We start from the raw sequence: 15845 nt of genomic DNA, 5'->3' as shown, positions 1-15845 counted from the left end.
TGATTATTGCTGTTAAAATTCTCTTCATATCTTTTCATTTTCATCATTTGTTCTTTATCTTTTTCATCCGCTAATTCTCTACTTAAATATTTGTACTCGAAAATCCCGCATCTTCACTTTGTGCTTACTGCTTCCTTTATTTGTATAGCCTTAATAATTATTTAAATAGGATTATTTGGATATTCTTTTAAATACTGATCTATTAAACTTTTAGTTTTTTCATCCGCCGGTGCTTCATCTAAATATTTATACTTCCAAATCTTTTTCTGTGCTACAAATCCGTAATCTGTATTCAACCAATCTGTATAATCAAATGATACAGAGAACTTCCCTGTTTGCTCTAACATTAGCGTAAAAGAATACCATAGTTCCTGGTTATTTTCTTTAAAGATTTCCCTGAGCTGTTCACTAAGATCAAAAAGCTTATCTTCTTCATTATTAAATTCTAGTTCCGATATGTTAAATTGTTTTGGTATATCTAGACTATACGTGTAGCTATTATCTCTAATTGATTTATAAAAAAAGTAAACTCGCCCCCCCGGATTCATCAATCTGTGCATAAAAATAAAATCTTTCCCATTCTTCTGGAATCATATTATTAACCGTTTCTGCTATTTCTTGATACAATTCCTGTAACTGGCTTTCCATTTGCATAGAATTTATCCTCCTGACTGGTTTTCAACTGTTGCTATCCCTAGTTCTTCATCTTCAATTTGGTATGTTATTCTAACTGTTTATCTTTAACTTTTTTATGTTTCTTCAAATCCATGTCAGACAACTAAAAAAAGACACTTGGTTACTTTTGTACAAAATCAAGTGCTTTAAGTCCATCTGTTTTTTAGTAGCATTAATGTTGTAACTTTCATAGTAAAAGTATGATACTTATATATATCCTAGCAACTATTAAGCTGACACATCTTATGAACTCTAGCTTTACAAAAGAATTAGCGTTCTTCTTTGCACAAATATAAGTATTGGCCAAACTCAGGAAACACATCCCAGTTTTTTTCAAGGGTATTGTTTGTTTCGCGCTCCTCTACTGAAACATTCTTTAAATCTCGCTTTTCCATTGCTATGTAACCATCTTCTCGGAAATTCAAAATCAAAATACCTACTTCTGTATCAGTTTCATCATCATATTCCCAATACATGGCTGTTCTTAAAAAAACCATACCTTCACTCATAACTTCGAAGTCATAATTTAAATATTTACGAATTAGTTCATCGTAAAACCCTACCGAAACCCATTCATTTGTAATATTTATAATATACTTGTGCTTCTCATCTTCCCTTAGTACGACCGTATAGGGTTTATGTTTTTGGTGGTATGTGTATGCAGTATGCTCATCAAGAATGTTCCAAGGCTTCTTTTTGATATCTGACCATTCGTCACAATAATACATTTCCATAGTCACTTGTACACCTTCCCATAATATTTCTACTAACAGTGCTTTTTTTTTTCACAAATTCTTTATACGTTTCTGGTAAATTCATTCTCCATTTACCTTCCTTTTCAGAAAGCACAGTATCGTCCGGCAAGGGATAAATGATTGACCATCCTTACATTCCATTTGTATACCTCTTTAACATTGTGATGAAGTGTAATATTAAAAGGCGATATATCCATTTGGCTTCTGATCATCGTCCTTCTCATAAAATTCAAATATTAACTTGATATTCCTTGATGATGCTACCTTCATGAACTTTAATAAAGCATCATTCAAGTATACAAAATGTAAATATCTCAAAAAAACAACCAAAAGCAGCTGTCATCTAAAAGTCTCATCTGCTTATCTTTGAAGTTAAAATCTGCTTTTAAAAGTATAGCTAAATAATTACACATTTTTAGAAGTTTCTTAGTTATCTATTTCTCAATAGACTCATCAATAAAAGTCTTTATTGAAATTAAATCTACCCTTTTATCAGCATTCTTTGGATAGTTTTCTTCAAGAAAGTGTAATAGCTTATCTGAGATACTATTATTCTCATATACCTTTTCAAAATTTGTTATGAAGCTTTCAACAGTCTGATAATCAACACTTTCAATAGTCTGGGGAAGATACTTTTCTTTTTCATATTGATACGCCTCCCAGATTGTATATGCCAGAGCATTTCCAATACATATCCATACTTTTTCATTATCTTTATCATCGGCCAGTTGCATATAAGTCATGATATCTGTTTCATCTATGTTTTCTAAATATACATACAGGCTATCTGCGTCAAAATCCTTTAATTTTAGCCATTCCCAAGCTTTTTCTAATGACTCAACCGCTACTTTAAATCCTTTAGATTCAGAAATCTTGTTGATAATTAAATTAGATAGCGACAATAGATATACGACTTTAGCATCCTTGCTCAAATTATTAAATCGATTCATTTGATTTGGTGATCCTCCTTCATACATGGTTACCTTTTGAGTAATTTTATATATTTCGTGTCTTTCCCTTCAAATAACCTTCCTTCTGATTTTCGATTAGCTATATCAAAAAACTCTTTGGCAAGTAAAAGGGATCCCAATTCATAATAAATAACGCCTGAAATAAACTCTTTTTCACCATCATCAAATCGTTTAAAGCCTGATGAGTATAGATGAGTTAGCCAATATTGGGCACTTTCATAGTCATTCATTATGATAAAGGTATCAATGATATCTTTTACCACCTCATAAGTATCACTATATAACCCTTTTGGAAGCGGAATCTCTTCCCACCCTTTGATTAATACATCAACAGATTGTTGATAATTTTTCTGTTCAAATAACTGATCACTTTTCACTCTATATTCTCCAACTCTTTGTTGGATATTTAATTCCATTTTCATTTACATTCTCCTTAATAAAATGGGATGACTTGTTAAGACTAAAGATACATTGCTATTTAATAGTTTTGCACTTATAAAATTTGACCAGATCTATTGATCCCTATCCTAAAACGTAAAAAATACCTTTTTCTTTCCTTTAACAATTACGTACTGTTAAAAATAATGCATTTAACTGCTTTTTGAGGTTTGCTGACTGTTAGTTCTCACTATTTGCTGTAGTGGTCTACACTTACTCATTCGTTCTCTTTATTCAATGGGTTCCATACACTGAGTTAAAATAATTTCATAAAATCTTCTCTTTTTATTGAGGTTTCATTGCTTGTACACTCATAATCATAAAAAACTAATTCCATTCTTTCAATTTCCTCTACTGTGATAAAACCGGTCTCAACTGCGCTATTCAAAAAGACAGTGCTACTATCTGCACCGATACCTTCCAGTGCTTGCGGTACATATTTTACTTTTTCGTTTTTATAAGCTTCCCAAGATGTATAAGCGGCGGCATCCACTAGTAGTGACCATAGCCTAGCCATATTCAAGTCTTCTTCTTCCTCAGCAAATTCTGAGATCCCTGTATAGTCTGCATTGTCAATAAGCTCATAGAGTTCATCTCCAGTTACAATATGAGATTCACCCCATAACCAACATTTGTCTAACGCTTCTCTACCTGCTGGATATCTTTCATCACCTTTACTCATTACAGAAAATACTCTTTCAGCAACAATTAAAACAACCCCAACTTTTCGTTCACTTTGTAAATTAAGAATGGATTTATTTTTCATAAAACCCTCCTTATGTTTATTTAATAATCTTTCCATTTTTTTAAACATACACGTAATTCATTTTTGAACTTTTTTATGATTGTACTGATTGTTACGCTCAAATAAAAGAACGCACCTGCTTCCTTTTATGGACAATCAAGTGCTATATGCTATATAAACTTACTTAGTCTATTTACACATTATTTTTTAATTATCTTGTAACCCTATTAAAATCCATTCATCTACAATATCCCAGAAATCAACACTATATTCAGGCTGGTCATTGGTGAACCACAGTGTTGCTCTATTATCCGTACAATTGTTCAAATCCACCGCAACGTATCCACCAATACCATTCTCAAAAAATCCATAAGTGGTATCAAGATTGATTTCTAATGGATGCTCTAAATCATCAAGAATCCCCCATTCATCTTCTTTAAAATAAGTTACTCTCTCTAACGGTACTAGACCCATTGCTCGACTTGGCATATAATAAAAGCCATTATGTAACTTTCCGTAAAATTTAACAATAGATTGCGGAACACTTGACCAAGCTTGTTGCATGTCTAAATCGTAAATTGATTTGTTTGGTATTCCCCCTTCATAATAAAGAATTTCGTCATTTTCACTCTTCACGCTATATAGAATGGCGTACTGTCCATTATCTATAATGAGTTCAACATCTACTAAATTCTCTTTTAAATATGAAATCGTGTGACTTAATTCTTTTTCACATACCCGATTCCATAAAGCAATTAGTTTATCTTTCCTCTCAGTCTTGTCAGTTTCTATAAATACTTCCACCCATTCTTTCGGGATGTTCTCTTTCTTAATATTTAGTAAGTCTTCATTAGATACAAACTCAATACTTTTTCTGTATTGTTGTAGAAAAGATAACTTATTCACTTAGAATCACTCCTATTTATCCTCTTAAATGCATTTATTAAACTATATTTATTTTCTTCTGTTAGACTATTGTAGAAACCTAGGTGATTTTCAGTATTCATCATTTTTTGGGTCTATTTAAGCTAGTCAGTATATTTAAAATCATGAGTTTTCGGCTTTTCACCTGTCATATTACTTCAATACATTTTGTTTTCGTATCGACCAATGGTCTTTAGTGATTTTTTGTGGAACTGGCTTCGTTTGAACAGGAACTTCCAAAATTAATTCTCCCTCTACTCGACCACCTTTTAAAGTGTTTAGGTTAAATTTACCAGAATAATATTTTTTAGTAAACTCACTTAAATAACTTAATGCGGTCTTTTCTTGTACTTCAGTCAGTTGAGTGAATTTCCTCGAGACAATTTCCCCACCTGGAATATAAGAATCAACAACATATTTCTTCCCATTGTTTTTTTCACAAAATTGGGTATTGATTTCTTTTTAGATACTGCTTTACCGTTCTCTTTAGCATACTTATAAAATTATCATATTCATTTCACCTTTCATACTGAAATACAAAAAGCACTCATCGTCTCTCTTAGACAATTAAGTGCTTTAAGTTTGCAAGTTTTATAGCGAGAGTGTGACACCCTTTACATGCTGTGACAAATCATACATTGAAACGTAGGTGCCAATTTTACATACAATTTAAAATCAACTTCTATATCATTTTCAACACTTGTTCTTTCACATTTTCGTCAAACTTAGCTCCTTCTACATTTGCTCCTGTCCAAACTACATTGTCGAGTTTAGCACCGGTAAAATCCGCTTCTGTGAAATCCCCATTTAAAAGGATTGCTCCGGTAAAATCTGCTTCTGTGAAATTAGCATTTCTAGCATCTACCGCTGATAAATTTACATTTTCCAAATGCGCTTTTTCAAATTTACTATTTGTCAGATTGGCACCGCTGAAATCCGTTCCCATACAGTCGGCCTGTTCCGCATCAATTCCTGACAAATTTGCATGGCGAAATGTAGCATGATTTAAAATTGTTCCAACTAATTCTCCATGTGAAAAATCAGCCTCATCAAAACGAGTTTCAAAGCAACTACTTATATTTATCTTTGCATATTTCATATTTGCTTTAGAAAAATCCGCTTCGCCAAACCTACAATCTGCCATGTTAATTTCCTCTAAATTACAACTTCTGAAATCAGCTAACTCAAAATCGCAGTCATGAAACGCTGCTCTCATTAGGGAAGAGGCTCTCAACACAACACGTTTTGCCATAATACGCCTTGCCATTACTTCTGACAGGTCTGAAAAACTAAGGTCTAAATCACTCGTATCTACCTGATCTATAACCTCATCATTATATTGAGATCTATTTACTATTTCCATAACCCTTATTCGCTCATTACTTTTCTCATCCATGATTACAAATTCCTTTCCTTTAATTTTCTAGATACTTCTTCCAAGCAACATTGGGCGAATACGTGACAACCATTCGACTTTCATGAAAACTTGGCACAGCTATTACTTGAGCTGGTTCTAAGTATTTCATTACATGTAACCACCGATCTAGCAATGTATCCCTATCAGCTTCTAATGGATTTTGTAAAAGATCCATACAAACCCCGCCCCATTCTAATTCTGATACGACAGCGGGAGTATTTAGTAGGAATTCCTTATCAAACATTTCTAAAATATGACCACTAAAATATGTTCTAGCTCCTACCCCCAAGGGACCGTTAGGAAGAAACCTGACCGGTATAGGTAGTGAAGACATATTCATCCACATATGTAAGCGTTCATATTCAGTATTCCACGGATAAGATGCTTTCCAAAAAATTTGGGACACTCCATAACGCGGCTTTACAATTTCTGCGATTTGATCAGATAACTCAAAAAAAACAGACCATAATTTTTTAGGTATTGATTTATGGAACTCAAATTCCAAATATGAACTATGACTCCAGTTAACTTTAAAACTCCCTTTATAGTGCACCGCTTTATCACGATACAGGTGAACTTCAGATACTCTACGCTCTGAAATCACTTTTTCTAGAATTTCCCGACGATTATATTCTACCTTTACTGTTTCAGAGTTACCCCAATGGGTAGGAGCAAATTTTTCATTTGACTCAAACACTTCCAAAAGACGACCTAATAGCTCCTCTTCGTTAAAAGCTACTGTGGGGTACATTGAAATTGAAAAATAATTAGGTTTCATTTATATCCTCCTTCCATACTAGATATCATATCAGTCTGCAATTCACTGAATAAATCTTCAAATTCTTTCATACTACTTTTACTTCTTTAACACTAATAAAATGCTGTAAGGCCATGCTTACCATCAATAATGTTTTTAACTATAAATTTCTTTGTTTGCATATTACTCTCAGTATAAATGTTTTTAACGTCAACACTTGTTTTTTTGAAATATTTTTTTAAAAATTCAACCTCATTTCTCTTTAACTTTCTGATATTTTTCACATTCACATCAGGTATCTAAGAAATTTAAAAATGGCTCACAAAAAAAACACTTGTTGCCTAAAAGGCAGTCAAGTGCTTATAGTTCATTACTGAACTGGTCCCATGAATTCAGTAATAATGAGAATATGTTCCTTCAATTTGACTTTTTTTAGATTCTCTACTTTTTCTGCTCCACCAAGCCCTAATAATGGAGTATAACCAAAACACTCATCATAAGCTGGCAACTCATAGTGGTCTACTGCTTCTGTATAAGGTGACCATTCTAATGATCTCTGTCTAAATGGTTCTTCCTCTAAAAATCTAATAAATAAAGAATATTTTGAAGCTAGCACTTTCGTTTTAGCCTTACGATAGTTAACCATCACTACATAGGACTCATTATTTTCATCCACCTCAAATAATATAATATCACCCATGGATGTAGCAAGAATTGGAATGGTCCCTTCATTTCTTAAATATGTGTCAGTTATCAACTCTCTAAAATCATCAGGATTAATTACTTTTAAATAACCATTCAGGAGAGTTCCATATCCATATGTTTTCCACGCTTCAATCAATTCTTTTGGAAGATACTCTTTATATTTATTGATTGTTTCTTCTTCTACTGTTCCACTTTGCCGAAAATCATTGTATATATTCAATTCCTACTCCTCCCTAGTGTATAAGCTTTACATTTAAATACGTGTTTTTGAGTTGTTCAGGCGTCATATCTTTAGCCATCTCTTCTATCAATTCAATCTCTAACAATATGTATCAAGTTCAAGCCTTGTTCCTTACAGTATACTTTGATTTCGTCTTTTTGATATTTCAACTTACCTGTCCTTAAGTTGAGAATTCTGTATACCCAACAACGTTTAATTTTTCAGCCCCCATTACGAAATTAAAATTTATGTAACGCTTTTTTAACGAATAGCGAGTATTATACGGCCGTATCTAGTAAAAATACAACTCATAATTTATTAAGCCAAAGCAGAGTTCGAACATCCTTTTACTTTATCCATTGTTTATCCATTGTTTATCGCCTAATTATTATATTATTTTCACAAACCAAGTATTAAAACATAATGCCTTGATGGTACAACCATCATAAGCTATTGATTTTCATTAGCATTTTTTATGTAGTCCAAAGCATAAATTTCTCACAAAAAGCACTTGTTGCCTAAAGTAGACAATCAAGTGCTTTAAATTCTACTGTAACCCTTTTAAAAAGTTCATAATATCATCTTTTTTTAGCGAAGTATTACTATCCTTTAAATAATTAATGAACTCTTTAACCACTACCTTATTTATTAGTTTTATCTCATAAAAACCGTTGGGTCCATTCGGCACTGGGTAGTCCCCAAATTATAAAACAATATCTTGAAAACCAACCTCGACTATTTCTTCATCCTCAAATTTTACCGCAAGACCATGCTCAGGTTCCCACGTGCATTCAAGTAACAAACCAACTTGTCTTACATCTTCATCAAAGACCATAGGAAATATCAGTTGCTTAGGTTCAACAATAGTAGCTATCTCGTCCTTTGTGGATATGACAGGAGCCATCTTATCAGCGAATTTCTCACCGAGTCGCTGTCTGTAATCTTCGTAAACTTCTAAATAATAGTTCAATATAGCATCCTCAGCCAAGTTCAAAAGACGTTCTTTGTCATTAAAAAATTTATGATAAGCATTGACCTGTGCATCTTCAAATTCTGCATCATCTTCTGCTTCAATATTTAATATTACAGTCTTTTCATGTCCAAACAAAGTAATGTTATTATTCCTCTTCCAACCATAGTTGTAGGCTAATTCTCCAAACGTTTCATGTTTAATTGTCTCCATTGATTCCACCCTCTATTATAGTTTTTTTTCGGCTTTACCTGCCTCGGAAACTCCACCTAAATGACCAAACTTACTATTTATTACAGAAGGCACTAGGTCCATAGTCTTCAAATCATTATCCTCGTGCCAAGTATATTTATTTTGCTTACGCCATTTCCTTACTTCCTTAGGGGTTACCCCACATTTTTCAGCTAACCGTTCATCAGCTTTTTTAAAATTAATATCTCTATCAATAGACATGCCTTCTATCTCAACTCTTCCTTTCGAGACAGGAGAAAAATCAGGGACAGCATCTGAGTAATCAATGCCTTTCTTATCAACTTGACTTAGGATTTCATTGACTTTCTCATTCTCATGAATAAATGTAGATTCACCACGTTCTCCAGTCCATTTTCCATTATTTACTGGTGTTTGTGCAAGTCTTTCTTCATAAGTGCTGTTAAAGGTTCTAGTTGCACTCTTCTTCGAAACTTCACTCGTACCCTTAGTAACTTCTTGAACCTTCTCAACTTCTTTAACAACCGGTTTCTCCACTCTCTCCACATTCGGGTTAGCCACAAATCGTCCGGTTTCTGAATCTTGGTATCGCTTGGCAGTTGGGTTATAGAGAGCTTGCGCCATCTGCATCGTCTGCTGCTTCACATTCTGCAAGGTCTCCCTCACCGTCTGCTGGGCAAGTGCTGGACCTGCCGGCACAAGATCTGGCATGAGTCTTGGCATACTGCTGTCTAAGATGTTGTTATACGTTTTATGTAGCGACTGAGTCCAAGAGGCCGGTGCGTTTTTGACGCTTTGGTAGGCTTGCTTTGTGACGTTGGCAACAGCGCTTGTGCGAAGCGTGTTGCGCATGTTGTTGAGCTTTTCGGTTCCTTTGGTCGCAAGGCTTTGTCCCATTTTCCCCGCTACCTTCGTAGAAAGCGCTCCAGCTCCAGCGATTCCTAATGCTTGCAGAAGGCTTGCTTTACGCTGCTCTTCACTGATCTTATTCCCGAACATGTCGCGTCCGGTCATATATTCTCCTAGCCCGTTTGCAGCCACAAGACCGTAGAGGCCTTTTTCCGTTTGCTCCAGGACTTTGAAGGATTTAGCGGATTTGTAGGCGTCTAAGGCGTGATCCGCTGTGCTTAGGCCTTTAGCCGTTTTGTAGATGGCTTTTCCGCCTTTTGCGGCTCGTCCTACCCAGCCGACAACCGGAATGAAGCCGGCTGCTGCCATGGCTCCTGCTGCGACGCGCTGTGAGGTAGAAAGTTTTTCACCCGTAACAGGGTCCACGCCTTCTGCTGCTCTTTTATAATCATAATATCCGCTGACCTCTCCTGTAAAGGTAGAAACCGCGTCCCACGTTTTTTCATACCACGGCTTGTTTGCTTCTTCTTCTTGCTTTTTTTCCAGCTCGTATACTTCTTCTTGCTGCTTGTTGTAGTCAACATATGAAGTTGCATAGTCGTTTAGCTTTGTTTGAACTTTATACAGTTCGCTGTCGTGATAGGCTTTTTCGTCAAAGGCAAGCTGATAGACACTTCCTCCTTGACTCGTAGCAAGCTCTAAGCCGCTTACTAGCGTATCCACTACCGCATAGAAGTCGTCCATTTCGCTGTATTCTTTTGACCATTCAGCGTCTAACTGGTTCACTGCCTCAATTGTATCGGTGCGTTTTTTCTCTGCTTCTTCTATTTTATCGTTAAACTCACTCGTTGAAAACGCTGAAATAGAGACGATATCGTCAATACCGTTTAAAATACTCTGCAGATCGTCGTGCTGCTGCGCAACCATTTCTTTAGCATTGCTATTGGCGTTTTTTAGCTCTGTTTCTAAAAATGATTCAGTTACAATCGTGCTTCCTGATAGCTTTGCTTTTTCAGCTTTAACGTGAAGCGTTGAAAAATAGCTTTGCTGCATTTTAATTAAGTTTTCCCACTGTCCGGCCGTATCGGCGTGCTGCTTATAAAAAGATTTTATATTGTCAGCGCCTTTTCCTTCTAAGCTGCCATCTAAGTCCGCTACGCCCTGCAGCGCTTTTTTCAGTTCACCCAGCTGGCTTAGTAACTCATCGTAGGCTTTTCCCCTGTCTTTTGCTACATCAAACAGCGCTTTTGCATCGTATACCTTTCCCACAGTCATCCCCCTTTGCTGCTACGAATGGATAATAGATTCGTCTTGTTCTTTTAGTAAGTCTACATTAGATTTTGTATCTTTTACGTTTTTGTTTAGTGCTTTTATATAAGTAGAAATAAGCGTTTGAATTTCTTCTTCGCGCGCTTCCCATTTCTCTGTAGTATCAAGGCTGTTTTTTCCAAGGTCAGGCATTTTGCTAATGGATAAATTTCCAATCGCTGTGCTGACTGCTTCAAGCTTTTTGATAACGTCAGCGTGATCAAGCTTAATTGTCATGAAAACAGCCCCCTTCTAATTTCACTAATCTTGTTTTCTACTGCGTCATAGGCTTCTTCACCTTTAGCTAATAAAGAATCCGCTTCTCCAATAACGGCGTTCAAGCCACTCAAAGCTCCTTTTTCAGCTTCTAGCGCCCATATCTTTGTTTCAATTTCACGAATGTATCCATCGTAATCACCGTCTAAAATGCCTTTTATGTTGTCGTAGGCTGCCGTACGTTTTTCGTCAAAATCATCCGATAACGTACCCGTCCATTTGTCTCCCAGCTCAGGCTTTTTGATGTGTTCAATTTCTTTTAATGAAACAGCTTGTTCATGCTCAATTTTACTTTTAGCCGTTCTTAGCTTAGAAATTTTCCCTTCTACATCTGAGACTCTTCCAGATACTTCACCCAGCAGTCCGTCTAATACGCTTCCTAACCCCATATCGTTCCTCCTGTTCCGCACATTTCGAGTTTAATCCAATAATTATAAGTATAAAATTTGTCTCATTATAGCTAAATAGGAAAAAACTCTCTTTTTTATGCTTCTAGTTTCATGAATTGAGATAAAAATGGAAAATCAGAGAAAAAAGACTCATGTCTAAATACGTCATCCAACCATATACCGTTATCTAAAACAAAGAATAAGTAGAATAAAACCATTTCTTTGTACCCATACCCGTTTTTTCCCACAAATTAAAGCTTTTTGCGTAAAAAGACCAACTTTACTTCGTTTTTTTACACAGCAAAAAACCTCTGCACATTCTGCAGAGGTTTTGTTTTATACTTGAACCGGCGTTGGTTCTTCAGCTGTTTGTTCGTGCTGTATAAGTCCGTAGTTTTCCCATGCTCGGCTTTTCCAGCGAAAAAACATAATAACTGCGCGCGTCCATTCATCGGCTGCGATGGCAAGCCAAATGCCAGCGAGCCCCATGTCTAAATGGAAAACGAAGAAATAACCGAGCGGCAAGCTCATCATGACCATCGACATCGCACCAATTAACACCGGATATTTGGCATCTCCCGCTGCCCGCAGCGAGTTAATCAGCACAATGTTCATCGTTCTTCCCGTTTCAAGCACAATGCTCAGAAGCAGCACCGTCGCCCCAAGCTCAATGATATGCGGATTGTCTGTAAACACGCTGATCAGCTGTGTTCTGAATGTCATCACAAGAACAACCATCATCATCGTTACGGCACTGGCCCATTTGACGCTTTTCCATACGCGATGGTACGCTTCATCTTTTTCGTTTCCGCCTACTAAACGGCCGACAATAATCGCTGTACCCATTCCAATTGCAATGGCAAATAAGTAAATGAACATTGAAATATTCATTGCGTACTGTCTCGCAGCAAGTGATTCTGCTCCTAGGTAGGTTGCATAGTATAAAAAGACAATTTGACAGCCTTGATACATCACTTGTTCAAAAGCCGAAGGAATACCGATTTTTAAAATTTTACCGATATATTCTTTTGAAAGAGTAATGTAGTATTGAAATTTCACTCTATATTCCATCACTTGATACAGCAGCCAAAAGAACACAATAAGGGCAACAAATCGGCTGAACGCAGATGAAATCGCTGCTCCTTGCACGCCCATTTCCGGAAAGCCGAACTTCCCGAAGATTAAAGCATAGTTTCCTGCAATATGAAAAATGTTCATTCCAAGTGAAACAAACATTGCCTGCTTCGTAAAGCCATGTACGCGAATAATTGCTGCAAGAGAGTTAATAATCGCTTGAAGAAAAATAGCTCCTCCAACGATGGATAAATAGCTTTGTGCATACATCAGCACGTCACCTTGTAAGTTCATCGCTTCCATCATATGTCTTGAAAACAAAAGAAAACCCGCGCTAATGACTAGCCCGACTCCTAAATTTAACGTAACGGCCAAAGCAGAAATCTTTGACGCTTCCATATACCGTTTTGATCCTAAATACTGAGAGACAACAATTGCCGCTCCGTTACCAATGACCTCTAACACCAAAATCGCAATGTGAAGGTATTGATTGGCTGCTCCGACTCCTGATACGGCATCATCCGACAGCGCACTTAGCATAAAGGTATCAGCAATCCCCATTAACATAAAAAGAAACACTTCTAAAAAGATCGGCCACGTTAAGAAAAACAAATTCAGCTTTTCTTTTGGCCCTTTTTTTGTTTCGACCGCGGTCATCCCATCACCTTCTTTACCGATATCCAATTTCAAACAAGAAGTATCTTACCACACATTTCCTTTGTATACATCCCCTTTTTAGCACATTTTTTATTTTATTTGTTTAGGCATAAAAAAAGCCGCTTCCTTAGAGGAAGCAGCTTTTTTTCCGTTATTAAATTGAAATTTTCACTTCTGCGTTCATACCTGGAAGAACTTTATCTGATGCGTCATCAATTGAAATTTTCACCGGTACTTTTTGCGTTACTTTTGTGTAGTTTCCTGTATTTTGAGCAGGAAGCATAGAAGACACTGAGTTTGTTGCGCGACCGATTGCTTCAACATGGCCTTTAAAGACTTTACCTGAATCTCCGTCCACTGTAATGTCGACGCTGTCTCCTTCTTCTAAGTCACCTAGGTCTGTTTCTTTAATGTTTGCATTGATATAGATTTTAGATAAATCAGCTGTTTGTGCTAACACATCGCCAGCTTTTACTAATTGATTTTGAGATGCGTTGTTTTTAATAATTGTTCCGTCAATCATAGACGTTACGTCTGTTGATTTTTCGCCTTCTTTTAAGCTTCCAACAGAATCACCTTGAGAAACGCTATCTCCTTCTTTTACATTCCATTCGCTTAACTGACCGTTAGCTGAAGCGATGACTTGTGAAAGCGGTGCTTCTACCTGCGCTTCATCTGTTTTAACGTAATTTGCTTTTTCGTAGAAATAATATCCACCAAAGCCTACTAGTAATAAAATCACAATGATTCCAACAATGTTAGTAACCAATAAACGACTTTTACTCATCGGAATTCCTTCTTTCTATAGTTAGTATATTATACAGAGGTTTCTTCTGTTTGAGGTGCCGGCAGCATTTTTCTTTCTTCTTGCGGCTCAGCTTCTTCTTGAACCTCTTCTTTTTGAACAAGAATTCTATTTTCACCGCTCCACGCTTTACTTAGTGAAGCAATGAGCATAATTACGCCTAAAATACCAAGCATGAAAAATAAGTTGTGATACGCATGTAAAATCGACGCTTTTTTAGCGCCTGCTACAACAGCCGTCACGGCCGATGTTTTTGCGTCTGCTTGACTCATTCCCATACCCATATAGCGTTTGATCATTTCAGATAGCTGCATCTTCACCTGAGGATCTACTGAGCTAATTTGACCTCGGAAATCTTCATAATAAATCGCGTTTTGTCGAACAACAAACCACCCAATCACAGGTGCTACAATCGCTCCTAATAAATTTCGAATGGAGTGCAGTGAAATGGAACGCATCGAAGCTTGATGTAAATCTCCGGCTAGTGCCGCTCCTAATGCACCGGATACAAGTGCCATACTAACACCCATACCAAAGAGCATAATGTGAACATACAAGCTCACTAGTGATGTATCGGCTGATACGTTTACCCAGCTAAATCCTACAATGACAATGAGAAGTGATCCAATCGCTCCAAGATAACCTGGACCAAACTTGTCATACAAGAATGTCGTCGCAAATGCTGAAATCAGTACCCCAACAAAAAAGTATAAATAAAAATAGGAAAGCGTGGTGTACGATGCATTTTGCACATTTTGCATGACGCCATTAATACCTGCAATTGCTAAGATGTATGCCATATGACCGCCAATGGCCATAATTGTACCCGCAACTGGTTTTACGGCTAGCAGCGATTTTAATGGTACTAACGGATTTTCAGCCGCTAAATCAACTAAGACAAAAATGACAACTAACCCTGCTGCAGCTAGTAAGAACGGCCACACTTGGATAGAAGCAAATCCTTCGTATCTTAGTTCATACAGTGGATAAACTAATAAAATCATAATAAGGCTAAGAATAAAGATACTTTTCTTATCCACTGGACGGTCTTCTTGCTGAGTTGGATCATGAGCAGGTAATACCTTATATCCGATAAACAGAGAGACAAGAGAAGCAAGTATTCCTAAAACAAACACCCAGCGCCAATTATCCATGCTAAGAGATACAGCGCCTAAAAAGGCTCCAATCGCCGTTGAACCGAACAGTCCGCCGATCGCTAATACTAAAAAGAAGTTTCGGATTTTATTCGGAAACGAAATCAGCGCAGCTGGAATAATGGTTAAAAACAGCATTCCTGAGCTTAAGCCTTGAATCAGACGACCAAGGGATAAAAACGCCACATTTTCAGAAAAAACGTTGATAATCGAACCTGCTAAAAAGACTAAAACGAACGTTAAGTATGCTTTACGTACGCCATATTTTTTCGCAAGCATCGGACCAATTGGTACCCCAAGTCCAAATGCCAAGTTAGAAATAATAGATGGCAATAGTAAGCTTTGTGTACTCGCATCAAATCGATTTTGAATCAATACTTGATTGACCGTGTAAGATAAATTCAAAAAATACTGAGGGCCAATTGAAAATAGCGTTAAAATCGCCATAATTAAGTATTTAGGTACGCTTAAACCTTGTTTGTCGGAGGCTACTGCTGGATTATTCTGACTCATATTTATTCCTCCTTTTATTAAATTCTTTTCATA

15 protein-coding genes and 2 pseudogenes are annotated in these 15845 nt (G+C 36.5%); all 17 read right to left on the bottom strand.

What is annotated here, in order from left to right; genetic code table 11:
* Positions 1-161: 161 nt before the first annotated feature.
* A pseudogene (locus ACRPLY_RS00270) lies at positions 162-648 on the bottom strand (antitoxin YezG family protein).
* Positions 649-944: 296 nt separating this feature from the next.
* Complete coding sequence (locus tag ACRPLY_RS00265; protein WP_028413070.1) at positions 945-1409, bottom strand: hypothetical protein; 465 nt, start codon at positions 1407-1409, stop codon at positions 945-947.
* 455 nt (positions 1410-1864) lie between these two features.
* A complete protein-coding gene (locus tag ACRPLY_RS00260; RefSeq protein ID WP_028413069.1) occupies positions 1865-2380 on the bottom strand; it encodes an Imm6 family immunity protein in 516 nt (171 codons plus the stop codon).
* A 29-nt stretch (positions 2381-2409) separates the two neighbouring features.
* A complete protein-coding gene (locus tag ACRPLY_RS00255; RefSeq protein ID WP_165635273.1) occupies positions 2410-2823 on the bottom strand; it encodes a hypothetical protein in 414 nt (137 codons plus the stop codon).
* Between the two features lie 272 nt (positions 2824-3095).
* Complete coding sequence (locus ACRPLY_RS00250) at positions 3096-3605, bottom strand: Imm6 family immunity protein (RefSeq protein ID WP_165635274.1); 510 nt, start codon at positions 3603-3605, stop codon at positions 3096-3098.
* A 186-nt stretch (positions 3606-3791) separates the two neighbouring features.
* Positions 3792-4490 carry an SMI1/KNR4 family protein gene (locus ACRPLY_RS00245; RefSeq protein ID WP_432231455.1) on the bottom strand — a complete coding sequence of 233 codons (699 nt, stop codon included), beginning with the start codon at positions 4488-4490 and terminating at the stop codon, positions 3792-3794.
* A gap of 700 nt (positions 4491-5190) precedes the next feature.
* A complete protein-coding gene (locus tag ACRPLY_RS00240) occupies positions 5191-5904 on the bottom strand; it encodes a pentapeptide repeat-containing protein (RefSeq protein WP_432231454.1) in 714 nt (237 codons plus the stop codon).
* Positions 5905-5923: 19 nt separating this feature from the next.
* Positions 5924-6703, bottom strand: coding sequence for a hypothetical protein (locus ACRPLY_RS00235; RefSeq protein ID WP_028413064.1), 780 nt, complete (start codon positions 6701-6703; stop codon positions 5924-5926).
* Positions 6704-7052: 349 nt separating this feature from the next.
* On the bottom strand, positions 7053-7607 hold the full coding sequence (locus tag ACRPLY_RS00230) for a T6SS immunity protein Tdi1 domain-containing protein (RefSeq protein ID WP_028413063.1): 555 nt from the start codon (positions 7605-7607) through the stop codon (positions 7053-7055).
* A gap of 13 nt (positions 7608-7620) precedes the next feature.
* Positions 7621-7695 (bottom strand): annotated as a pseudogene (locus tag ACRPLY_RS00225) (polymorphic toxin type 15 domain-containing protein); the annotation flags it as partial.
* A gap of 615 nt (positions 7696-8310) precedes the next feature.
* Positions 8311-8790, bottom strand: a complete 480-nt coding sequence (locus tag ACRPLY_RS00220) for a DUF6985 domain-containing protein (protein WP_099331075.1) — start codon at positions 8788-8790, stop codon at positions 8311-8313.
* 15 nt (positions 8791-8805) lie between these two features.
* Positions 8806-10905 (bottom strand): T7SS effector LXG polymorphic toxin, encoded by a 2100-nt coding sequence (locus ACRPLY_RS00215; RefSeq protein ID WP_430029729.1) that lies wholly within the window; start codon positions 10903-10905, stop codon positions 8806-8808.
* A gap of 18 nt (positions 10906-10923) precedes the next feature.
* Positions 10924-11181 carry a YwqI/YxiC family protein gene (locus tag ACRPLY_RS00210; RefSeq protein ID WP_013083474.1) on the bottom strand — a complete coding sequence of 86 codons (258 nt, stop codon included), beginning with the start codon at positions 11179-11181 and terminating at the stop codon, positions 10924-10926.
* On the bottom strand, positions 11178-11609 hold the full coding sequence (locus ACRPLY_RS00205) for a YwqH-like family protein (protein WP_013057382.1): 432 nt from the start codon (positions 11607-11609) through the stop codon (positions 11178-11180). The genes ACRPLY_RS00210 and ACRPLY_RS00205 overlap by 4 nt, the downstream gene beginning before the upstream one ends.
* Positions 11610-11945: 336 nt before the next feature.
* Positions 11946-13340 (bottom strand): MATE family efflux transporter, encoded by a 1395-nt coding sequence (locus tag ACRPLY_RS00200; protein WP_014459767.1) that lies wholly within the window; start codon positions 13338-13340, stop codon positions 11946-11948.
* A 154-nt stretch (positions 13341-13494) separates the two neighbouring features.
* The gene (locus ACRPLY_RS00195) at positions 13495-14127 is read right to left on the bottom strand and encodes an HlyD family secretion protein (RefSeq protein ID WP_025751627.1); all 633 of its coding nucleotides are present in this window, start codon (positions 14125-14127) and stop codon (positions 13495-13497) included.
* A gap of 29 nt (positions 14128-14156) precedes the next feature.
* Positions 14157-15812 carry an MFS transporter gene (locus ACRPLY_RS00190; protein WP_028413057.1) on the bottom strand — a complete coding sequence of 552 codons (1656 nt, stop codon included), beginning with the start codon at positions 15810-15812 and terminating at the stop codon, positions 14157-14159.
* Between the last annotated feature and the right edge of the window lie 33 nt (positions 15813-15845).

The organism is Priestia sp. TGN 0903, from assembly GCF_050846855.1.
GTDB classification, from domain to species: domain Bacteria; phylum Bacillota; class Bacilli; order Bacillales; family Bacillaceae_H; genus Priestia; species Priestia zanthoxyli.
This window is presented reverse-complemented; position numbering and strand designations above follow the sequence as displayed.

Excerpts from the sequence above, each read along its gene's own strand:
- ACRPLY_RS00265 (WP_028413070.1), bottom strand. The coding sequence starts at position 1,409 with ATGGAAATGTATTATTGTGACGAATGGTCAGATATCAAAAAGAAGCCT.
- ACRPLY_RS00260 (WP_028413069.1), bottom strand. The coding sequence starts at position 2,380 with ATGAATCGATTTAATAATTTGAGCAAGGATGCTAAAGTCGTATATCTA.
- ACRPLY_RS00255 (WP_165635273.1), bottom strand. The coding sequence starts at position 2,823 with ATGAAAATGGAATTAAATATCCAACAAAGAGTTGGAGAATATAGAGTG.
- ACRPLY_RS00250 (WP_165635274.1), bottom strand. The coding sequence starts at position 3,605 with ATGAAAAATAAATCCATTCTTAATTTACAAAGTGAACGAAAAGTTGGG.
- ACRPLY_RS00240 (WP_432231454.1), bottom strand. The coding sequence starts at position 5,904 with ATGGATGAGAAAAGTAATGAGCGAATAAGGGTTATGGAAATAGTAAAT.
- ACRPLY_RS00235 (WP_028413064.1), bottom strand. The coding sequence starts at position 6,703 with ATGAAACCTAATTATTTTTCAATTTCAATGTACCCCACAGTAGCTTTT.
- ACRPLY_RS00220 (WP_099331075.1), bottom strand. The coding sequence starts at position 8,790 with ATGGAGACAATTAAACATGAAACGTTTGGAGAATTAGCCTACAACTAT.
- ACRPLY_RS00210 (WP_013083474.1), bottom strand. The coding sequence starts at position 11,181 with ATGACAATTAAGCTTGATCACGCTGACGTTATCAAAAAGCTTGAAGCA.
- ACRPLY_RS00205 (WP_013057382.1), bottom strand. The coding sequence starts at position 11,609 with ATGGGGTTAGGAAGCGTATTAGACGGACTGCTGGGTGAAGTATCTGGA.
- ACRPLY_RS00200 (WP_014459767.1), bottom strand. The coding sequence starts at position 13,340 with ATGACCGCGGTCGAAACAAAAAAAGGGCCAAAAGAAAAGCTGAATTTG.
- ACRPLY_RS00195 (WP_025751627.1), bottom strand. The coding sequence starts at position 14,127 with ATGAGTAAAAGTCGTTTATTGGTTACTAACATTGTTGGAATCATTGTG.
- ACRPLY_RS00190 (WP_028413057.1), bottom strand. The coding sequence starts at position 15,812 with ATGAGTCAGAATAATCCAGCAGTAGCCTCCGACAAACAAGGTTTAAGC.